15 protein-coding genes and 1 tRNA gene are annotated in these 19,101 nt (G+C 58.6%); 13 read left to right on the top strand and 3 right to left on the bottom strand.

Features of this window, described 5'->3' with window-relative positions:
• Window positions 1–139 precede the first annotated feature (139 nt).
• Together AAFM46_RS01840 and AAFM46_RS01835 are read left to right on the top strand one after the other, a co-directional pair.
• Complete coding sequence (locus AAFM46_RS01840; protein ID WP_283531383.1) at window positions 140–1,024, top strand: fumarylacetoacetate hydrolase family protein; 885 nt, start codon at window positions 140–142, stop codon at window positions 1,022–1,024.
• Window positions 1,025–1,783: an SDR family oxidoreductase gene (locus AAFM46_RS01835; RefSeq protein ID WP_283531382.1), complete on the top strand. Its 759-nt coding sequence runs from the start codon at window positions 1,025–1,027 to the stop codon at window positions 1,781–1,783.
• Window positions 1,784–2,001: 218 nt separating this feature from the next.
• Here the strand turns inward: AAFM46_RS01835 and AAFM46_RS01830 are convergent, their stop codons facing one another.
• The gene (locus tag AAFM46_RS01830; protein WP_343320323.1) at window positions 2,002–4,194 is read right to left on the bottom strand and encodes a RecQ family ATP-dependent DNA helicase; all 2,193 of its coding nucleotides are present in this window, start codon (window positions 4,192–4,194) and stop codon (window positions 2,002–2,004) included.
• 114 nt (window positions 4,195–4,308) lie between these two features.
• Here AAFM46_RS01830 and AAFM46_RS01825 point away from each other — a divergent pair, with 114 nt between their 5' ends.
• The 4 genes from AAFM46_RS01825 (at window position 4,309) to AAFM46_RS01810 (ending at window position 7,976) form a co-directional block, all read left to right on the top strand.
• On the top strand, window positions 4,309–5,739 hold the full coding sequence (locus AAFM46_RS01825) for a phosphomannomutase/phosphoglucomutase (RefSeq protein WP_343319204.1): 1,431 nt from the start codon (window positions 4,309–4,311) through the stop codon (window positions 5,737–5,739).
• Between the two features lie 46 nt (window positions 5,740–5,785).
• Window positions 5,786–6,241, top strand: a complete 456-nt coding sequence (locus AAFM46_RS01820) for a hypothetical protein (protein WP_283531380.1) — start codon at window positions 5,786–5,788, stop codon at window positions 6,239–6,241.
• A gap of 3 nt (window positions 6,242–6,244) precedes the next feature.
• Window positions 6,245–6,694: an Rrf2 family transcriptional regulator gene (locus AAFM46_RS01815; protein WP_283531379.1), complete on the top strand. Its 450-nt coding sequence runs from the start codon at window positions 6,245–6,247 to the stop codon at window positions 6,692–6,694.
• 109 nt (window positions 6,695–6,803) lie between these two features.
• The gene (locus AAFM46_RS01810) at window positions 6,804–7,976 is read left to right on the top strand and encodes a globin domain-containing protein (RefSeq protein ID WP_283531378.1); all 1,173 of its coding nucleotides are present in this window, start codon (window positions 6,804–6,806) and stop codon (window positions 7,974–7,976) included.
• Window positions 7,977–8,079: 103 nt separating this feature from the next.
• Here the strand turns inward: AAFM46_RS01810 and AAFM46_RS01805 are convergent, their stop codons facing one another.
• Window positions 8,080–9,909, bottom strand: a complete 1,830-nt coding sequence (locus AAFM46_RS01805) for a phosphoenolpyruvate carboxykinase (GTP) (RefSeq protein WP_343319203.1) — start codon at window positions 9,907–9,909, stop codon at window positions 8,080–8,082.
• 270 nt (window positions 9,910–10,179) lie between these two features.
• On the opposite strand from AAFM46_RS01805, the gene AAFM46_RS01800 reads away from it, so the two are divergent.
• Window positions 10,180–10,252: transfer RNA gene (locus AAFM46_RS01800), tRNA-Arg, on the top strand.
• Between the two features lie 220 nt (window positions 10,253–10,472).
• Here AAFM46_RS01800 and AAFM46_RS01795 read toward each other — a convergent pair.
• Window positions 10,473–11,204 carry an FCD domain-containing protein gene (locus tag AAFM46_RS01795; RefSeq protein ID WP_283531375.1) on the bottom strand — a complete coding sequence of 244 codons (732 nt, stop codon included), beginning with the start codon at window positions 11,202–11,204 and terminating at the stop codon, window positions 10,473–10,475.
• A 312-nt stretch (window positions 11,205–11,516) separates the two neighbouring features.
• Here AAFM46_RS01795 and AAFM46_RS01790 point away from each other — a divergent pair, with 312 nt between their 5' ends.
• The 6 genes from AAFM46_RS01790 to AAFM46_RS01765 all read left to right on the top strand — a co-directional run bounded on the left by AAFM46_RS01790 (window position 11,517) and on the right by AAFM46_RS01765 (window position 19,091).
• On the top strand, window positions 11,517–13,139 hold the full coding sequence (locus tag AAFM46_RS01790) for an ABC transporter substrate-binding protein (protein ID WP_343319202.1): 1,623 nt from the start codon (window positions 11,517–11,519) through the stop codon (window positions 13,137–13,139).
• 138 nt (window positions 13,140–13,277) lie between these two features.
• On the top strand, window positions 13,278–14,234 hold the full coding sequence (locus AAFM46_RS01785; protein WP_283531373.1) for an ABC transporter permease: 957 nt from the start codon (window positions 13,278–13,280) through the stop codon (window positions 14,232–14,234).
• A 3-nt stretch (window positions 14,235–14,237) separates the two neighbouring features.
• Window positions 14,238–16,277, top strand: coding sequence for a dipeptide/oligopeptide/nickel ABC transporter permease/ATP-binding protein (locus AAFM46_RS01780; protein ID WP_283531372.1), 2,040 nt, complete (start codon window positions 14,238–14,240; stop codon window positions 16,275–16,277).
• Entirely contained in the window at window positions 16,274–17,101 is an 828-nt protein-coding gene (locus AAFM46_RS01775) for an ATP-binding cassette domain-containing protein (RefSeq protein ID WP_343319200.1), read from the top strand. Before AAFM46_RS01780 ends, AAFM46_RS01775 begins: the two co-directional genes overlap by 4 nt.
• 37 nt (window positions 17,102–17,138) lie before the next feature.
• Complete coding sequence (locus tag AAFM46_RS01770; protein WP_343319199.1) at window positions 17,139–18,068, top strand: dihydrodipicolinate synthase family protein; 930 nt, start codon at window positions 17,139–17,141, stop codon at window positions 18,066–18,068.
• Window positions 18,069–18,158: 90 nt separating this feature from the next.
• On the top strand, window positions 18,159–19,091 hold the full coding sequence (locus tag AAFM46_RS01765) for an ROK family protein (protein WP_343319198.1): 933 nt from the start codon (window positions 18,159–18,161) through the stop codon (window positions 19,089–19,091).
• Window positions 19,092–19,101: the final 10 nt, after the last annotated feature.

Genomic DNA, 19,101 nt, shown 5'->3' with positions numbered 1-19,101 from the left:
ACATGTCAATATGGTACTTAATGCTGAAATCCTCCTAAAGAGCGGGTAAAGTAGCCCCAAAGCTCAGATGTTAGGCTTCCGCAGGGGAGCGCCAACAACAGATGCCGCGTATTTTGCGGTAGTAGAGGACATAAATTTCATGAAGATTGCACGCCTTGGCGAGCAGGGGCGGGAAATTCCCGTTGTTATTGCTGCCGACTCCACCGGGACCGAGCAAAGCTACGATGCGCGCCCCGTGACTTCCACTATTAACGGCGCCTTTTTGGCAGGCGGAGGCATCGGCGCCTTGCGCGCAGCACTTGATAACGGCACACTGCCTGTGCTGGAAAACGCCGCCACACTCCGCGTCGGTTCTCCCATCTCACGCCCCAACAACGTCATCTGCATTGGCATGAACTACGCGGCCCACGCGGCTGAATCAGGTGCCCTGCCACCCACTATTCCTGTGGTATTTCTAAAGCCTAACAACACGATTGCGGGCCCCTTTGATCCTGCGCCTATGCCTCCACTGGCCACCAAATACGATTGGGAAGTAGAGCTGGCCGTGGTTATCGGTCGCGAAGTCAGCTACCTTTCCACCCCTGAAGAAGCCGCCCATGCCGTAGCTGGTTATGTCATTGCCAATGACCTTTCCGAACGTGACTACCAAATTCCCGGTGCCGCAGGCCAATGGACCAAGGGTAAGTCACTGCCAAAATCCACACCGCTTGGGCCATGGTTAGTTCCCGCTTCCGAGGTTGATGTGAACAACCTTCAGCTCAAAAGTTGGGTCAATGGCGAGCCGCGTCAAAACTCCAATACCGCTGATTTGATCTTTGACGTCCCCACGATCATCCACCACCTCAGTCAGTACATGGTGCTGGAGCCGGGGGATGTGGTGCTCACAGGAACCCCCGAAGGCGTCGGCCTTTCCGGTCGTTTCCCTTACATCCAAGACGGCGACGTTGTTGAAGTTGAAATTGACGGACTAGGTCGCCAACGCCAGGAATTCTTTCGCGCTGGCACCACCAACCAGGAGGCATAAATGAGCCAGGAACTTTCCACCCTCACAGCCGTAGTCACAGGCGGGGCATCGGGCATCGGCGCGGCAATCGCGGCCAAGTTGCAATCCATGGGCGCACACGTTGCCGTTCTTGATGTGAACCCCAACAACCTTCCGGAAGGCCAGCTGGGTTTTGCTTGCGATGTTTCCGATGACGCTTCCGTTGCTGCCGCGATCGATGGCACTGTTACAGCCTTCGGCGGTGTGGACATTGTCATCAACAACGCGGGCATCGGCGCCATAGGCTCCGTTGAAGACAACGACGACGCCGAATGGGCTCGCGTATGGAACATCAATGTGGTGGGCATGGTGCGTGTTTCCCGTGCTGCACTGCCCCACCTGCGCAAGTCATCCGCTGCCGCGATAGTCAACATCTCCTCCATTGCAGCCACCGCCGGCCTACCCCAGCGTGCGCTTTACTCCGCAACCAAAGGCGCGGTGCTCTCACTGACCCAGGCAATGGCGGCGGATCACTTGCGTGAAGGTATCCGTGTCAATGCCGTCAACCCCGGCACAGCCGACACCCCTTGGGTGGGTCGTCTCCTCTCTGCCGCGGATGACCCCGCCGCAGAACGGGCGGCGCTAAACTCACGCCAGCCTCACGGCCGTCTTGTTACAGCCGACGAGGTTGCAGGAGCCGTTGCTTACCTGGCCAGTCCACTCTCTGGTTCCACCACCGGAACTTCAATCGCTGTTGACGGCGGCATGCAAGCACTGCGTCTGCGCCCCGCGGGACAGTAGGCGCACGCCCACTTAACCGTTTCATTCGCATGCCCACCTAAAACACGACGCGGAGTGCGCGAGCGTCCAGAAAAACACGACGCGGAGTGCGCGAGCGTCTCCGGGTGCCGACCGCGGGAGGCTACCTTTCCAGCAAAGGTGACCTCCCGCCGTCGTGCTTAATCTGCTGTTCTCCCGCGCCATACCTGCACCGCCAAAAACCCAGCGCGGATTACCCGTTAGCCGGCCTGGGCCAACACCAGTGGCAGCACCTGATCCACTCCTGCTTGACGCAGCGCCCGTCCGGCAACCGTCAGGGACCAGCGGCTGTCCACCAAATCATCTAGCAACAGCACGGGTCCGTCCGGGTGGGCTGCGAGCGCCGCCTGAAGTTCGTCCCCCACGGCAAACCGTTCCCAAACACCTGCCAGACGGTACGCGCTATTTCCGCCACGGGCCCCTGTGGGCCCACCGAACTCCAATGACAATTCGCCTAAGTAAGGCAGTTTGCCTATCTCACAGATGGCTTGGGCAAAGGACTGCAACAGCTGGGGTTTGCTCCGCGAAGGCATTGACACCACGGCTACGGGACGTCCTGAACCTTCCCAACCTCCCTGGCCCCATTCCCGCAGTACGGCCACAACAGCGTTGGCGAGGGCTGGATCAAGGGGTGAATCGGGGGCTCCGGCGGCAAACATTGCCCGCAGGGCGTTGCCCCAGCCCAGATCCGTGAGCCGGGCAAGAATGCGTCCGCGACCGGACAATTCATCTGCTTTCAGCTTGCCCTTTACGGGCACGCCCAATTTGTCCATACCTGTGGGCCACATGGCACGGGGATCAAGCGGCAATCCGGCATGGCGCAGCGCATCACCTGCCGCCTCGGAGGCACTTGAAACGACTTCTGCACTAAACCATCGTCCTGCGCAGTTATCACAACGCCCGCACGGTGCTGCGGTTTCATCATCCAGTGCGGCTGCCAGGTACTCCATACGGCAGCCGGACATGCGCTCGTACTCGACCATGGACGCTTGCTCATCCACTCGGGCTTGGGCGATGCGTTGGTACCGCTGCTCGTCGTAGATCCACGGCTGCCCAGTGGACTCCCACCCCCCGGAAACGCGACGAACCGCACCATCCACTGCCAGTACCTTCAGTAAGAGTTCAAGCGGGGTGCGGCGCAGGTCCACCCGAGCCTCCAGCGCCGGAGTGGACAGGGGTTTGTGCGACTCTCCCAAAGCAGTCAGCACCGACATGGCCTTGTCCTGAGCGGGCATTGAGGCTGTGGCGAAGTAGCGCCAGATCTCCGCGTCTTCACTGCCCGGCAACAACAGGACGTCGGCGTTGGCGCTGCCACGCCCGGCACGGCCCACCTGTTGGTAGTACGCCACGGGAGATGATGGCGCACCCAAGTGCACAACAAAGCCCAGATCCGGTTTGTCGAATCCCATCCCCAAGGCGCTTGTGGCCACGAGCGCCTTCACCTGGTTGTTCTTAAGCGCTTCTTCAAGCGCTTCCCGTTCCATGGTGTCAGTGCGCCCGGTGTAGGCCTTGACCACATGCCCCGACTCCGCCAAGAGCCTGGCGGTGTCTTCGGCAGCGGATACAGTCAACGTGTAGATGATGCCGCTTCCGGGAAGCTCGGCCAAGTGGGTTAAAAGCCAGCCGAGTCTGTCGCGGGAGTCAGCCAAGCGGAGCACCCCTAGCCGCAGGGATTTGCGGGCCAACGGCCCACGAATGGTAAACACGCCCGTACCCAACTGCTCTTCAATATCCCCAACAACACGGGAGTTGGCAGTGGCCGTGGTGGCCAAGACTGGAACACTGGCAGGCAACTGCGCAATCAAGTCCGCTATGCGGCGGTAGTCGGGGCGGAAATCGTGCCCCCAGTCGGAGATGCAGTGCGCTTCATCGATCACCAGAAGCCCTGTCCGCTGGATCAAGGTGGGGAGCTGGTTCTCTCGGAACGAGGGGTTTGTCAGCCGCTCGGGCGAGACCAGCAGCACATCAACCTCGTCAGCCGCCAACGCGGCAGTGACCTCTCCCCAGTCCGTAGCATTGGCGGAGTTAATGGCCATGGCCCGCACCCCGGCACGCTCGGCAGCCGCCACCTGGTCTCGCATCAGCGCCAGTAAGGGGGAAACAATTAATGTGGGGCCAGCCCCACGTGCCCGCAATAACAATGAGGCAACAAAGTAAACGGCCGACTTCCCCCAACCCGTACGTTGGACCACCAAGGCCCTGCGGTTGGAGTCAACTAGCGCCTGAATCGCCTCAAACTGTCCGTCATGAAAAACCGCATCCGCTCGGCCCACAAGAGCACGCAGCACTTCAAGTGCCTGATCCCGTGTACTTGGGCTTGTTCCGGAGGATGAGGACGGGTCAGCAGAATAGTGTGCGTGAGCGGCTTCGGAGGTCTCGGGTGCTGGTTGCATACTCATCCTCCCAGTATTCCAGTGGGCACCGACAATCAGCCCACCCTCAGGGACAGGCCGGGGACAATCTGTGGATAACTCCTCCAGTTTGCCCTCCACCGTTAGGATGGAAGGGTGACTACTGAAGATAATCCGCTGGTTGACCTGTCCAGTTCGTTCAAGGCCTACGACGTTCGCGGCATTGTGGGCAAAACCATCACCGCCGCGTCGGTGCGGGCTGTGGGTGCTGCTTTTGTTGACGTGCTTGAGCTGGAGGGCCAAACAGTGCTGGTGGGCGGAGATATGCGCCCCTCCTCCCCCGAGCTCTCCCAGGCTTTTGCGCAGGGCGCCGCCGGGCGTGGCGCAAACGTGAAAATGCTGGGCCTGATCTCTACCGATGAGCTTTACTTTGCCTCCGGTGCGCTCAACGCTGCTGGTGTGGTTTTCACCGCCAGCCACAACCCTGCTGCGTACAACGGCATGAAGATGACCCGCCCCGGCGCTGTTCCGCTGTCTTCGGAGACCGGGTTGACGCAGATCCGTGACGTGGCGCAGTCCTACCTTTCCGACGGCATTCCCGCCGGCACTATCAGCTCCAATGGGCGCTGCGGAGAGATTGGTGAAACCGACGTTCTCAAGGACTACGCAATGTACTTGCGTAAGTTGGTTGACCTCTCCGGATCCCGGCCGCTGAAGATTGTTGTTGACGCCGGGAACGGCATGGCCGGCATGACAACTCCGGCAGTTCTTGGCGATGCACTGCTGCCGGGGTTGCCCTTTGAGATTGTGCCGCTTTATTTTGAACTTGACGGCACCTTCCCTAATCACCCGGCCAACCCGCTGGAGCCGGAAAACCTTGTGGACCTGCAGGCTGCCGTTGTAAAGCACCGGGCGGACATTGGTCTGGCGTTCGACGGCGATGCTGACCGTTGCTTTGTCATTGACGAACTCGGTCTGCCGCTTTCCCCTTCGGCGGTGACAGCGTTGGTGGCTCGCAGGGAGATCGCCCGTGCGCAAAGGGCAGGTGAGGAGCACCCCACCGTGATCCACAACCTCATCACTTCCCGGGCCGTGCCTGAACTGATCAGCCGCGAGGGCGGCCGGGCGGTGCGTACCCGCGTGGGCCACTCCTTCATCAAGGCCACCATGGCAGCCGAAGGCGCCGTTTTCGGTGGGGAGCACTCAGCCCACTACTACTTCCGCGACTTCTTCAACGCTGACACCGGCATGCTCGCAGCCATGCACGTGTTGGCTGCTCTTGGCGAGGCCACCGTTGCGCTTTCTGAGCTGGGCCGCGAATACGAACCCTATGTCTCCAGCGGTGAAATCAACTCCCAGCTCGCAGATGTCCCGGCAGCCGTGGCCAGAGTGCGGGCAACATACACCACCGATGACGTCAGTGTGGATGAACTAGATGGCGTGACGTTTACAGCTAAGGATGGCGCTTGGTGGTTCAACCTGCGCGCCTCCAACACCGAGCCTTTCCTGCGTCTGAATGCCGAAGCCGTAGACGCAGTCACCATGGCCGACATCCGCGACGCAGTCCTTACCCTTGTGCGCCAGTAATACCGGCACAGGCCCAGCTAACCCAGAATATTTATGAGGAGCACCCATGGAAGAGAACACAGCTGAACAAACAGCAGCCGATGCACTGGTTCAAGATGACCTGAATAAGCTGATCGGCACCGCTTTAGGCGTGGCCGGGGACCAGCTTGAGGCCGACGGCGCGTTCCTGCCTGTAGGACTTGTCCTCACGCACGACGGCGAGCTCAGCTTGGTCGCTGTGGCACCTAACACTGTGGAAGGGGATGAGGAATCAGAGCTCGACGCAGACCAAATGATTGCAGATCTCTTCGAGGCTCTGGCGCAACAGCGCGATCAAAACCGGGCCGCCGCAGTGGTCTGTGACATTCATATGCCTGACGACGTCACCGATGCCATCCACGTCATGGCAGAGCACAGCACGGGCGTGTGCGTTTCAGCCGTGCGCCCCTACCGGCAGGAACCCACCGGATGGGCATTCGGCAACCCTTTCCTGGAAGCCGGCGAGATGGCGATTTGGGTATGACCCATGCGCATTAACGCCTTTTCGGACGTTAGCCTGCGACTCTTGATGGTGCTTAGCGCCATGCCCGATGATGAACTTTCCACCACCCGCGAGCTCGCAGACTCGGTGGGCACGCCCTACAACCATGTCAGCAAAGCTGTGCTCAAATTACGTCAGATGGGGCTCGTGGAGGCGATTCGTGGCCGCAGCGGGGGCGTGCGGATCTCCCCCGCTGGCAAAGTTGCCACGGTGGGCAAGGTCCTCCGCGTTCTTGATGACCACATCGACGTCGCTGAATGCCAAACCGATATGGGTGACTGCCCCTTGGTGCATAACTGTGGGTTGCGGGGTGCGTTAAACCATGCACGCGAGGCATTCTACGTCTCGCTGGACAATGTTGCGATTTACGCCCTAGCCAGAAAGACAGTCGGCGGACCCATCCCTGTGACGTTAAGCACAGCCCGTCCGGGCTAATCCCCGGCAACTCGGACATTTTCTACATTACGTAGAAATCATTGATTTAAACACGCATTTCAAATGCTACTTTGGGACTGTCACTATGACTTATACCCAAGGAGTAAAGATGCTTTCGGAAAAATCGCTGCCACTGATCATTGCCACCCTGCCTTTGGTTGGCTCCCGTCTGGGCGCCATCACACCGAACTTCTACAGCCGCATGTTTGCCGCACACCCCGAACTCCTGGATGGCTTATTTAGCCGCGCAAATCAAAACAACGGCGAACAGCAGAAGGCCCTCGCCGCTTCAATTGCCGGCTTTGCCACGGCCCTGGTGGCCAACCCAAATCTGATCCCCGAACAGCTACTCACTCGCATCGCGCACAAGCACACGGCCCTGGGCATCACCGAAGACCAGTATCAGATCGTGTACAAGTACCTCTTTGAGGCCATTGCCGAGGAGCTTGCCGATGTCATCACAGCAGAGATCGCTGATGCTTGGACGGAGGTTTATTGGCTGATGGCCAATGCGCTGGTCAAGATTGAAAAGGGTCTCTACGCTCAGCAGGCAAATGAGAAGATGTGGATGCCCTGGACAGTTGTTGAAAAGAACCCGGCGGGTTCTGATTCCATGACGTTCGTACTGGAACCAGCCGATGACACGGCCGTTACGGTAGCCCGCCCCGGACAGTTTGTCACCGTCAAAGTGCCCCTTCTGGACGGGCTTCTCCAGTGCCGGCAGTATTCACTCTCGGCAGATGTTGAGTCCACCACCCGCCGTGTGTTCACCACCAAGCGGGACGACGGCGGAGATGTCTCACCAGTGCTGCATAACAATGTGCAGGTAGGGGACGTTGTTGAACTCTCCAACCCGTATGGCGATTTGACGCTCGACGGCGAAGGTCCCATCGTGCTTGCTACGGCAGGGATCGGCTGTACCCCCTCAGCGTCGGCATTGCGCTTGCTTGCCACGTCCGGGGCAGATCGGGAGATTCTGGTGCTGCACGCCGAGAAAAGTCTGCAGACGTGGGCCCTGCGCGAGCAAATGACAACAGACGTTGCAGCCATTGACAGCGCCAACATGCAACTGTGGCTAGAAGAGCCCACTGATGGTTTCCATAAAGGCTTCATGTCCCTGGATGGTTTGGAGCTTCCAGCTGACGCGTCAATGTATGTGTGCGGGCCACTGCCGTTTATGAAGGCCATCCGCAGTCAGGCGATAGAGGCTGGCATTCCGTCCACCAAAATCCACTACGAGGTCTTCGGCCCCGACGTGTGGCTTGCCGGGACCGCCGCATAAACTTTGACCCCTGCGCACGGTTAATACAACGTGGTGCCGCCACTGCAATGCTGGCGGCACTACCGCAGGCCATGGTGCGCAGGGGTCAAAGTGGTCCCTACACTTAAGCGCCGAAACGTTCTTTCAGACCAGTAAGTTCCGCTGACAGCTCCGGTGGCAGGGAGTCGCCAAAGCGGGCGTACCACTGGTCAATTCCGGCAAGTTCGGCTTCCCACTCTTCCGGGAGAACTTTCACGGCTTCCGCCACGTCCGCAGCAGATACATCCAAACCATTCAGATCCAGTGAACCAGGTGCCGGGACAAACCCGATGGGCGTCTCCAGCGCATCGGCGGTGCCTTCAATGCGCTCAATAACCCACTTGAGCACGCGGCTATTTTCGCTAAAGCCGGGCCATGCGAAGCCACCGTTAGCCGTGCGACGGAACCAGTTCACCAAAAAGATTTTCGGCAATCGTTGCGGATTCGCTTTGGCAGAAACCTCGATCCAGTGCTTGAGGTAATCGCCGGCATCGTAGCCTATGAAGGGCAGCATCGCCATGGGATCACGGCGGACAACACCAACAGCGCCGGTTGCCGCTGCAGTTGTTTCCGAGGAGAGCGTTGAGCCCATGAAAACACCGTGAGTCCAGTCCCGGGACTGAGTAACCAGCGGGATTGTGGTCTTACGCCGGCCACCAAACAAAATTGCGTTGATTTCTACTCCCTCTGGAGAGTAGTAGTCCTTGGACAACATGTCCACCTGGTCAATCGGCGTGGCAAAACGCGAGTTTGGGTGGGCGGCCGGGCGCCCGGATTCAGGACTCCAATCCCGGCCCTGCCAGTCAATGAGGTGAGCGGGCGCTTCGGTGGTCATGCCCTCCCACCAAACACCGCCGTCGTCCGTCAAAGCAACGTTGGTGAAGATCGAGTTACCCTTCACAATCGCAGCCATGGCGTTCGGGTTGGTTGACCAGCCCGTGCCAGGCGCGACACCGAAAAGGCCCGCCTCGGGATTAACAGCCCGGAGTTCGCCTTCCTTACCGAAACGCATCCAGTTGATGTCATCGCCCAAGGTCTCGGCCTTCCACCCCGGGATCGTGGGCTGAAGCAGCGCCAAGTTGGTTTTACCGCAGGCCGAGGGGAAGGCGGCGGCCACATGGTAGGACTTTTGTTCCGGGCTGGTCAGCTTCAGGATGAGCATGTGCTCAGCCAGCCAGCCTTCATCGCGCGCCATGACGGAGGCGATGCGCAGGGCAAAGCACTTCTTGCCCAGCAGGGCGTTGCCGCCGTAGCCGGAGCCAAAGGAAAAGATGGACCGCTCCTCGGGGAAGTGCACAATCCACTTCTCTTCATTGCAGGGCCAAGCCACATCTTTTTCACCCGGGGCCAGCGGTGCTCCTACGGAGTGCAGTGCGGGAACAAAAAATGCGGCAGTCTCCTCGATCTTGCGCAGAACTTCAGCGCCTATCGTTGCCATAATGCGCATTGAGGCTACAACGTAAGCAGAATCGGTAATCTCAACACCGAACTTGGGTTCTTCTGCATCGAGCGGGCCCATCACAAACGGAATGACGTACATGGTGCGGCCACGCATGCTGCCAGCGAACTTATCGTTCAGGATCTCCTTCATTGCCGTAGGATCCATCCAATTGTTGGTGAATCCGGCGTCATTTTCCTTTTCCGAGCAAATGAACGTCCGGCCTTCGACCCGGGCCACGTCCTTGGGGTCCGAGAAGGCTGCGAACGAATTCGGGAACAGTTCAGGGTTCAAGCGGGTGAGGGTTCCTTCGCTCACCAACTCATCCGTCAGCAGCGCATACTCCTGTGCAGACCCGTCTACCCAGCGGATGTCCTCCGGCAAGGTTAAAGCGGCTACCTCAGACACCCAGGCAGCCAAGGCCTCATGGGTTGTCATTGCCTGCTCAACGGATTCCTGCACTGGCGCGTGGGCCATTGTGTTTCCCTTCATTGGGGTAGGTGATGTCTAAATGCTATGGCCGGAGTTTGAAAGTTTGCTGGCATAGGATGTGGGACCTACGTCAGCTCCACACCGCGGTATCCGCGTATTCCCGGTCTTTTTGCCATCCAAAAGAGCCCAAGTTTGTGATCCGGATCACGTAGACCGGTCTAGTGCTGGAGGACACCGCCCTTCCGATTTGTATACGGAGGCCAAGACAGGTTAGAGTTATTCACGGCCCAAGGGTCAAGAAAAGAAACAGAATATGCGTGCGTAGCTCAATGGATAGAGCACCTGACTACGGATCAGGAGGTTGGGGGTTCGAGTCCCTTCGCGCGCACTTTGTGAGAAAATATAGAAAAAAAGTCCCAAACTTTTAGTTTGGGACTTTTTTGTTGTCCAAATACATCCTGGCCGCTAACCCGCTAACGCCAAAGTCGCGCGCACGGCAACCCGGTCTGGGAGCACTCTTACAGCGTCGCACCTGAAAACCGCACCTAAGCGGTAAAGGCCAGCCTTAAAGCGGCCCACAGCAACTGCACGGCGGGCACCTTGGTCTCTTACTCGGTTTCGACGAAGAGTCTGATCTTGGCGCGGATGCCATCAAAATGGCAGCTTAGGAGCCGGGAGGCGGTCGCCGCATCCCCGGTAGCAACCGCATTGTAGATGGAGCGGTGCGCAGCGGCGGTGTCAATTAAGTCAGCGCCGCCGGTGCCAATCTCTACGTGAATCTTGCGGTAAACCTTCCAAAATACACTCATGAGGTTCATGAGAAGATCATTGCCCAGCGGCTCAAACAGCAGACGGTGAAATTCAGCGTCACTTTCGGCAAACTGCTCCCCACGCTTTGCCAAGTCCTCAATCTTCACCACTTCAGCCTCAATACTGACAAGCTGCTCAGCCGTGACAACGGCGATGCTGGCGCCAATGAGACCCGACTCCAAAGCTTGACGGATGTCCACAAGCTGCAGTGCCTCAAGGCCTTCGTGGCGCAGCGAAAGGCGGCCGCGAAAGGTCAACCCGTCAGCCAACGCATCAAAGTTGCTAGGAGCAACGAACATGCCAAATCCATGACGGATTTCAATAACGCCAAGTGCCTGGAGTACCTTCAACGACTCGCGGAGGGTGTTGCGGCCAACGCCAAGCACCTCACACAATTCACTCTCGGTGGGCATCGCATCACCGGAGTCCAGATCCCGGTCAAGAATGAGCTCCATGATGTCTGCCTGCAATGCGCGAAGCCGCACCTGGGCGCTAAAACGAGCCCTGGGTACTACCGTCGAAAGGGACAACGAAACTCCTCAGAAAATGTATCTAGCATAAATCGCACATTTGGCACTTCAATGGTGATACTAGGTCAATTCTCGCATTGCGAAAAACCAGCAAAGGGTGGCCCTACCTTTGACCTACTAGCCCTACCATGAAAATCGGTACCGCGTTAACTAAGACATAGAATATCGGATGTCCGACCACTTGCCCACCCTTGGCCAAAATGAGACTCACCTTTTACTTGACCAAACACTGTGATGGCCATTACTGTTTTGCATAACAGCATCGGACGTCCTACATCCGATAACTAATAAATGAAATGGTGAGTCAACAGAATGAGCAATACTCTTCAGCACCTGCCTGCTAGCCCCGCATCGCGGCGTACCTTCCTCAAGGCCGCTGGCGTCCTTGGGGCAGCAACCGCCTTCACCGCCACCCTTGCAGCCTGCGGATCCTCCACAGACACCAGCAAGGACGCCGCCAACACCGGCACAGTGAACAAAGACCTCAGCATTGAAGCTGGCATCTCCTACTCGCTGTCCACCGGCTTCGATCCGATGAGTTCATCAGGTGCCACGCCGCTGGCCGCCAACCTGCACATCTTCGAAGGCCTGGTTGAACTCCACCCCGCAACACGTGAACCGTATAACGCACTTGCCGCCGAAGACCCCAAAAAGGTTGACGACTTGACCTACCAGGTCACCATCCGCGATGGCGCCAAGTTCCATGACGGCTCCCCCGTTACCACCGAGGATGTTGCGTACTCCTTCGAGCGAGTGCTGGATCCGGCAAATAAGGCACTGTTCGCACAGTTCATTTTCTTCATTGACTCGGTCAAGGCCCTGGATGAGAAGACCGTTGAGTTCAAGCTGAACACCGCGTTCAACGGCTTTGGCCCACGCATCTCAGTGGTGAAGGTAGTACCCAAGGCACTGGCCTCGGCGGACCAGAAGGCTTTCGACGCCAAGCCCGTCGGCACCGGTCCCTATAAGTTCGTCTCTGCCGCCAAGGACGACAAGATTGTCTTCGCCCGCAACGATGACTACAACGGCACCATGCCTGCTCTGGCTAAGGACATGACCTGGTTCCTTTTGGCAGATGCTTCCGCCCGCGTGACGGCCATGCAGTCCGGCCGCGTTCAGGCCATAGAAGATGTTCCTTACTTGGATGTTGATGCACTCAAGGCCAAGGTCGATGTGGAGTCCGTTCAGTCCTTCGGTTTGATGTTCCTCATGTTCAACCTGACCAAGGCTCCCTTTGATAAGAAGGAAGTCCGCCAGGCTCTGCACTACGCCCTGGATAAAGAAGCAATTATCAAGACCGCCCTGCTGGGTAACGCCTCCGCTGCAACGTCCTTCTTCCAGGAAGGCCACCCCGATTACCAGAAGGCTTCCACCGTTTACGGTTACGACGCCGAGAAGGCCAAGTCGCTGCTCTCCGCCGCCGGTGTCAGTGGTTTGAAGCTGACACTGACAACCACGGACACCGCCTGGGTCAAGGATGTTATCCCGCTCATCAAGAAGAACTGGGATGCCGTAGGCGTTGAAACCACGCTGGAGCCTTTGGCTTCTGCCGCCGTTTACGCACCGGATAAGGTTGGCGGCTTGAAGTACGACGTCGTTGCCGCCCCCGGCGATCCCTCCGTGTTCGGCAACGACGCTGACATTCTGCTCAGCTGGTGGTTCCGTGGCGACACGTGGGCCAAGAACCGCTTCGCGTGGAACGAATCAGCCGCCTACAAGGAAGTCCAGACCAAACTGGCTTCAGCACTTGCTGCTTCCGAGGCAGACGCCAAGGCCTTGTACGCGGAAATTGTTGACATCATTGCCGAAGAAGCTCCGTTGTATCCGATCTTCCACCGCAAGCTGCCTACAGCTTGGGATGCCAAGAAGCTCAGCGACTTCAAGCCGCTGCCCACCACCGGTATCTCCTTCGTTGGAGTAGGCCGCACCTCATAGCTTCACAGTTTTAGCACAGACCGGAGGGGCTGTGGCCTCTCCTAGGCCACGGCCCCTCCGGTTTGAACCCATCTTTCCTATGATGCAGCGCACAGTATCCATCCCTGAGGTGCCGCAAATAGAACCGGAGTAAGTACATTGGCAAACTTTTTGCGACTGCTGGGACGCCGGCTCGCAGCACTTCCGTTGATGATTCTGGGTGTCACCCTGCTCGTCTTCGTTGTGCTGCAGTTCGCTCCCGGTGACCGTGCCGTTGCAGCCTTGGGCGAAGGCGCCTCACAAGAGGCCCTGGCGCAGTACCGCGAGGTCAACGGATACAACGAACCCCTCTTCATTCAATACTTTCGCTACCTGGGCAAGCTCATCACGGGCGACTTCGGCAGCACCCTCCCCCCGGCGAAGCCCATCACTGAGGTTATTGCCAGCGCATTCCCCGTGACATTGCAGCTAACCTTCCTCGGTGTTTTGATTGCAATCGTCATTTCCTTGGTCTTTGGCGTTCTGGCCGCACTGTACCGCGACACCTGGGTTGACCAGATCATCCGCGTTTTCTCAGTGGCCGCCATCGCCACTCCCTCTTTTTGGTTGGGTATCCTGCTCATCCAGTGGTTTGCTCTTGGCAGCAACGCCTGGTTCCCCTCCGGTGGATTGGCTGACCCTTCCGAAGGTTTCATGGGCTGGCTGAAATCCATGTCACTGCCGGCATTGGCATTGGCTATCCCCGTTTCAGCATCCCTGATCCGTGTGGTCCGCACCTCCATGGTGGAGGAACTGGACCGTGATTACGTGCGCACCGCCATCGGCAACGGCGTCCCTTACACAACAGTCGTTTCCAAAAATGTGCTGCGCAACGCACTTGTCACCCCGGTGACCGTGCTGGGTCTGCGCATCGGCTACCTGCTCGGCGGCGCCGTCGTCATTGAAATGATCTTCTCCCTGCCCGGCATGGGGCAGCAGATCCTCAACGGCATCACCAGTGTGGACACCAACCTGGTCCAAGGCGTGGTCCTTGTGATCGCTGTGACGTTCGTCCTTGTGAACATCATGGTGGATCTTCTCTACCTGCTCATCAACCCCAGAATCAGGACGGTCTAAGCCATGCGTAGCAAACTTGCGGAACGGCTCAGCGCCCCTGGCCTGCGTTTCAAGGCCCTGACGCTGGGCTCCAAACTGGCCCTGCTTTTCTTAATCTTCATTGTTATTGTGGCCATTCTTGCCCCTTGGATCGCCCCCCATGATCCGCTGGAAACAGGCGATCCCGCTCAGGCTCCCAGCGGCATCCACTGGTTCGGCACCGACCGCATTGGCCGGGACGTTTTCTCCCGCCTGATGTTCGGCGCCCAAGCCTCCTTGATGATCGGTCTGGGCGCAGTTGCCCTGGCCATCATTGTTGGTGCAACCCTTGGTTCCTTGGCGGCCACTTCCTCTAAAACCGTCAATGAGATCATCATGCGCGTCATGGACGTGCTGATGGCCTTCCCAGGAATCGCACTGGCGGCCGTACTACTGACAGCTTTTGGCAACTCGGTACCAACAATTATCATTGCCATCGCCATCATTTACACCCCGCAGATTGCCCGTGTGGTCCGCGCCAACGTCCTTGCGCAGTATGGCGAGGATTACGTGCGTGCAGAGCGTGTCATTGGTGCCGGTCGCACACACATCATGCTCAAGCACATTGTGCGCAACACGGCGGCTCCCGTGCTGGTCTTCGCTACAGTCATGGTGGCTGACGCGATCATTTTGGAAGCCTCCCTGTCCTTCTTGGGCGCAGGTATTCAGGACCCCGATCCCTCCTGGGGCAACGTCATCTCCTACGGGCGTAACCTAGTGCTTTCGGGCGGATGGTGGGCAACCACCTTTGCCGGCCTGGTGATCCTGCTGACGGTGCTGGCCCTGAATATTCTGGCCGAAGGCCTCACTGATGCCATGGTCAACCCGCGTATCAAGAAGGCTGCTCCGGTGAAGGACGACGACGGTTCGGCAGCCGCCGCTGTTGCCTTGGCTAAGGCCGATGCCACAGCCCGTGCTGCGATCGAGGACCCGTTTGCTGCGCTGGATAAGGAGCTGCGCCAACTCCAAGCCGTGGAGATTTCACGCTCGGATCGCCTCCCGCAGGTAGGCCCGGAAGCACGCGTGATCCTGGAAGTGAAGAACCTCTCCATCCGCTTCCCCGGCCGCTATGACGCTACCGCCATTGTGGAGAACGTCTCGTTCACTGTCCGTGAAGGAGAAACGATGGGCTTGGTCGGTGAATCGGGGTGTGGCAAGTCCATCACCTCCCTGGCCGTCATGGGCTTGTTGCCCAAGACTGCCGAGGTTACCGGTTCCATCACATTCGATGGTTTGGAACTTCTGGATCCAGTCACCAAGGCGGCCTCCAACAAAGCCTATGAAGGTCTGCGTGGCGAACAAATCGCCATGGTTTACCAGGATGCGCTGAGCTCCCTGAACCCGTCGATGCTGATCAAGGACCAGATGTTACAGCTCACCCGCCGCAACGGTCGCAAGACTCCTGCGGAGTTGCTTGAAATGGTAAAGCTGGATCCGGTACGTACGCTCAGGAGCTACCCGCACGAACTTTCCGGCGGCCAGCGCCAGCGCGTATTGATCGCGATGGCTCTGTCCCGCTCACCAAAGATTGTGGTTGCCGATGAGCCCACCACAGCCTTGGACGTCACAGTGCAAAAACAGGTTGTTGATCTGCTCAACGAACTGCGCGAACAGCTTGGTTTCGCCATGGTCTTTGTCAGCCACGATCTGGCCTTGGTGGCCTCCTTGGCACACAAGATCACCGTCATGTACGCCGGCCAGGTGGTGGAATCCGCGCAGGCTTCTGAACTGCTGGCACATCCCACCCACGAATACACTCGTGGCCTCCTGGGCGCGGTACTCTCCATCGAGTCCGACGCCGTCCGCCTGCACCAGATCCCCGGCACAGTTCCCTCACCTCGTGAGTTCGCTACCGGGGACCGGTTTGCCGGCCGTTCCCAGCGCCCAGACGCTGATCCGTCCCAGAAGTTGGCTTTTGTTCCCATCACCCGTGACGGTGTGACAACTGACCATTTTTGGGCCAGCCACAAGCACGAAGATGCCCGGAGCGTTTCCGCCGGGGCAGAAACGGAAGGTGCCTCATGAGCAAGCACACAACAGGGGAAGCCATCGGGGCACACGCTCCAGTGATTGAGCTCAAGGACGTGCACGTCCACCACCGGACCCGTTCCGGCGGGCTGTTCCACCCTAGCTATGTCAGGGCCGTTGATGGTGTGGACTTCAGCATCAGCCGTGGTGAAACTGTGGGTATTGTGGGCGAGTCCGGTTGCGGCAAGTCAACTCTTGCTTCGGTGCTGGTTGGCTTGCAGCCTCCCACATCCGGGCAGGTGTTGTTCCGCGGAAAGCCTGCCATTAAACGCAATGCAGCCATGCGCAAGGATTTTGGTCGTTCCGTGTCCGTGGTCTTCCAAGACCCATCCACAGCACTGAACCCACGCATGACCATCCAGGATATTCTTCTTGATCCGCTGGCTGTTCACGGTATTGGCAATGGTGCATCGCGCCTGGCCAAGATCCGTGAGCTGTTATCGCTGGTGGGCTTGCCACAATCGGCAGCCGAGGTCACGCCGTCGCAGGTTTCCGGCGGCCAGCGCCAGCGCGTAGCGATCGCTCGCGCACTGGCACTGGGTCCGGACATCATCGTGGCCGACGAACCCACTTCTGCGCTGGATGTTTCCGTCCGCGCCCAGGTATTGAATCTGCTCTCGGATCTGAAGAAGGAACTGAACCTGGGCATGGTGTTCATTAGCCATGACATCCAGACGGTCCGCTACGTCTCAGACCGTATCTGCGTCATGTACTTCGGCAAGATCGTGGAGCAAGGCGCAGCTGAGCAGATTTTCGATCATCCCACCAACGATTACACGAAGAAGCTTCTCGGCGCTGCGCCGTCACTTCTGCACATCTAATTTTCCCTATAATCAATACAATTTTGGAGCAATTCACGTGACTACCGTCGCAACCCGTTTCCAGGGTGTCATCCCGCCCGTCTGCACCCCCCGCACAGCTGATGGCGCCATTGACGTCCCCTCGCTAGAGAACCTCACCCGTCACCTGCTCGACGGCGGCGTATCCGGTCTGTTTGTCAATGGTTCTTCCGGGGAGGTCACCCACATGACCAACACCGAACGCGATACTGTTTTGACCACTATTGCCGGCGTTAACGCCGGTCAAGTACCGCTGTTGGTGGGCGCCGTGGAGCAGACAACAAACCGGGTCATTGAAGAAGGCGCTCGTATGGTTTCTTTGGGTGCCGATGGCCTCGTGGCAACCAGCCAGTACTACGCCATCAGCAATGCTGAAGAGAACGGCCGCCACTTCCGTGCGATCGCCGCCAGTGTTGACGTCCCCGTTTTCGCCTACGACGTCCCTGTGCGCACACACTTCAAGATGCCCACTGACCTCCTCGTCGAGCTGGGACGCGAAGGTGTCATTGCTGGTGTCAAGGACTCCTCAGGTGACGATGTTTCCTTCCGCCAGCTGCTCATCGCTGCCCGCGACATCCCCAACTTTGACATCTTCACCGGCCACGAAGTGGTTGTAGACGGTGCGCTGCTGGGTGGGGCACAGGGCATTGTGCCGGGCTTGGGTAACGTGGCACCCGCCGCTTACCGCCGCCTGTACGATCTCAGCGTTGCTGGCGACTGGGCCGGTGTTGCTGCGCAGCAGGACAGCATCGCGGATATCTTCAACATTGTCTACACTCCAAAGGCTGGCCGCGTTTCCGGAAACGCTGCAGGTTTGGGCGCATTCAAGACTGCGCTGATGCTGATGGGTGTTATCAAAACCAACGTCATGAGCGCCCCCATGCTCTCCCTTGACGAGGACGAGACGGCCGCGATCAAGGTTATCCTTGAGCGCACCGGCTTGATCTAGTCCCCACCCGCTCCCCAACCTCGTACCTCGGGCGTGGGCCCAACCAGGTTGGGGAGCGTTCGTTTTTGGCTAAAATTTGAAGGAATATGCATGCGGTACGTAGTTGGCGTTGACCTGGGCGGGACCAAAACGGCAGCCGGGGTGGTTGGCGAGGACGGCTCGGTGCTATTCACCGATCAGATCCCCACTCTCAATCACCAGGGTGGCACAGCCATTCTTGATTCCACCGCACTGTTGATCCGTTCCCTCGTAGTCCGGGCCACCGCCGCCGGAATCAGCATCGATGCTGTGGGTGTTGGCTCAGCCGGCGTCATCAACGCCACCAAAGGCACCGTCATTTCAGCCACCGATGCCATTGCAGGCTGGGCAGGTACTGCCATCACTGCCGGTCTGACCGAACGGTTGGGACTGCTTTGCGCCGTTGTCAATGATGTCCACGCCCACGCACTGGGCGAGGCTCTGTATGGCGCCGGATCTGGGGAACCCACAGCTTTAATGGTGGCGTTTGGCACGGGTGTGGGCGGCAGCTTTGTGGTGAATGGACAGCCTTTGCTGGGTCATCATTTTGTTGGCGGTCACATGGGCCACTTTGTCTCGCCACTGGCCGTCCATAACGGCATCGAGCTGCCATGTTCCTGCGGCCATCGTGGCCATGTGGAGGCGATCGCTTCCGGGCCTGCCATCCACAGCGCTTACCTGCGTGCAGGTGGCAGCACGGAACTGAAAGACACAAAAGCGGTGTTTGTCTGCGCCCGGGCCGGTGACGAACTTGCCTTGCAGGTCATCGCCGTGGCCGCCACTGCCGCCGGACAAGCGGTTGGTGGTTTGATTAACATCCTTGACCCTGCCACCGTGGTGATCTCTGGTGGTCTAGCCGATGCGGGGGATCTTTGGTGGCAGGGCATGGAGTGCGCCCTGCGTGCGGAATTACTCGCTCCCCTGGCTCATGTTTCGGTGCGCAAAGCATCCCTGGGCACTGCAGGGGCAATTATCGGCGCAGCTTCTCTTGTTCTCACCCGTTAGATAGTTCCAT

The organism is Arthrobacter sp. TMP15, assembly GCF_039529835.1.
Lineage (GTDB): Bacteria > Actinomycetota > Actinomycetes > Actinomycetales > Micrococcaceae > Specibacter.
This window is presented reverse-complemented; position numbering and strand designations above follow the sequence as displayed.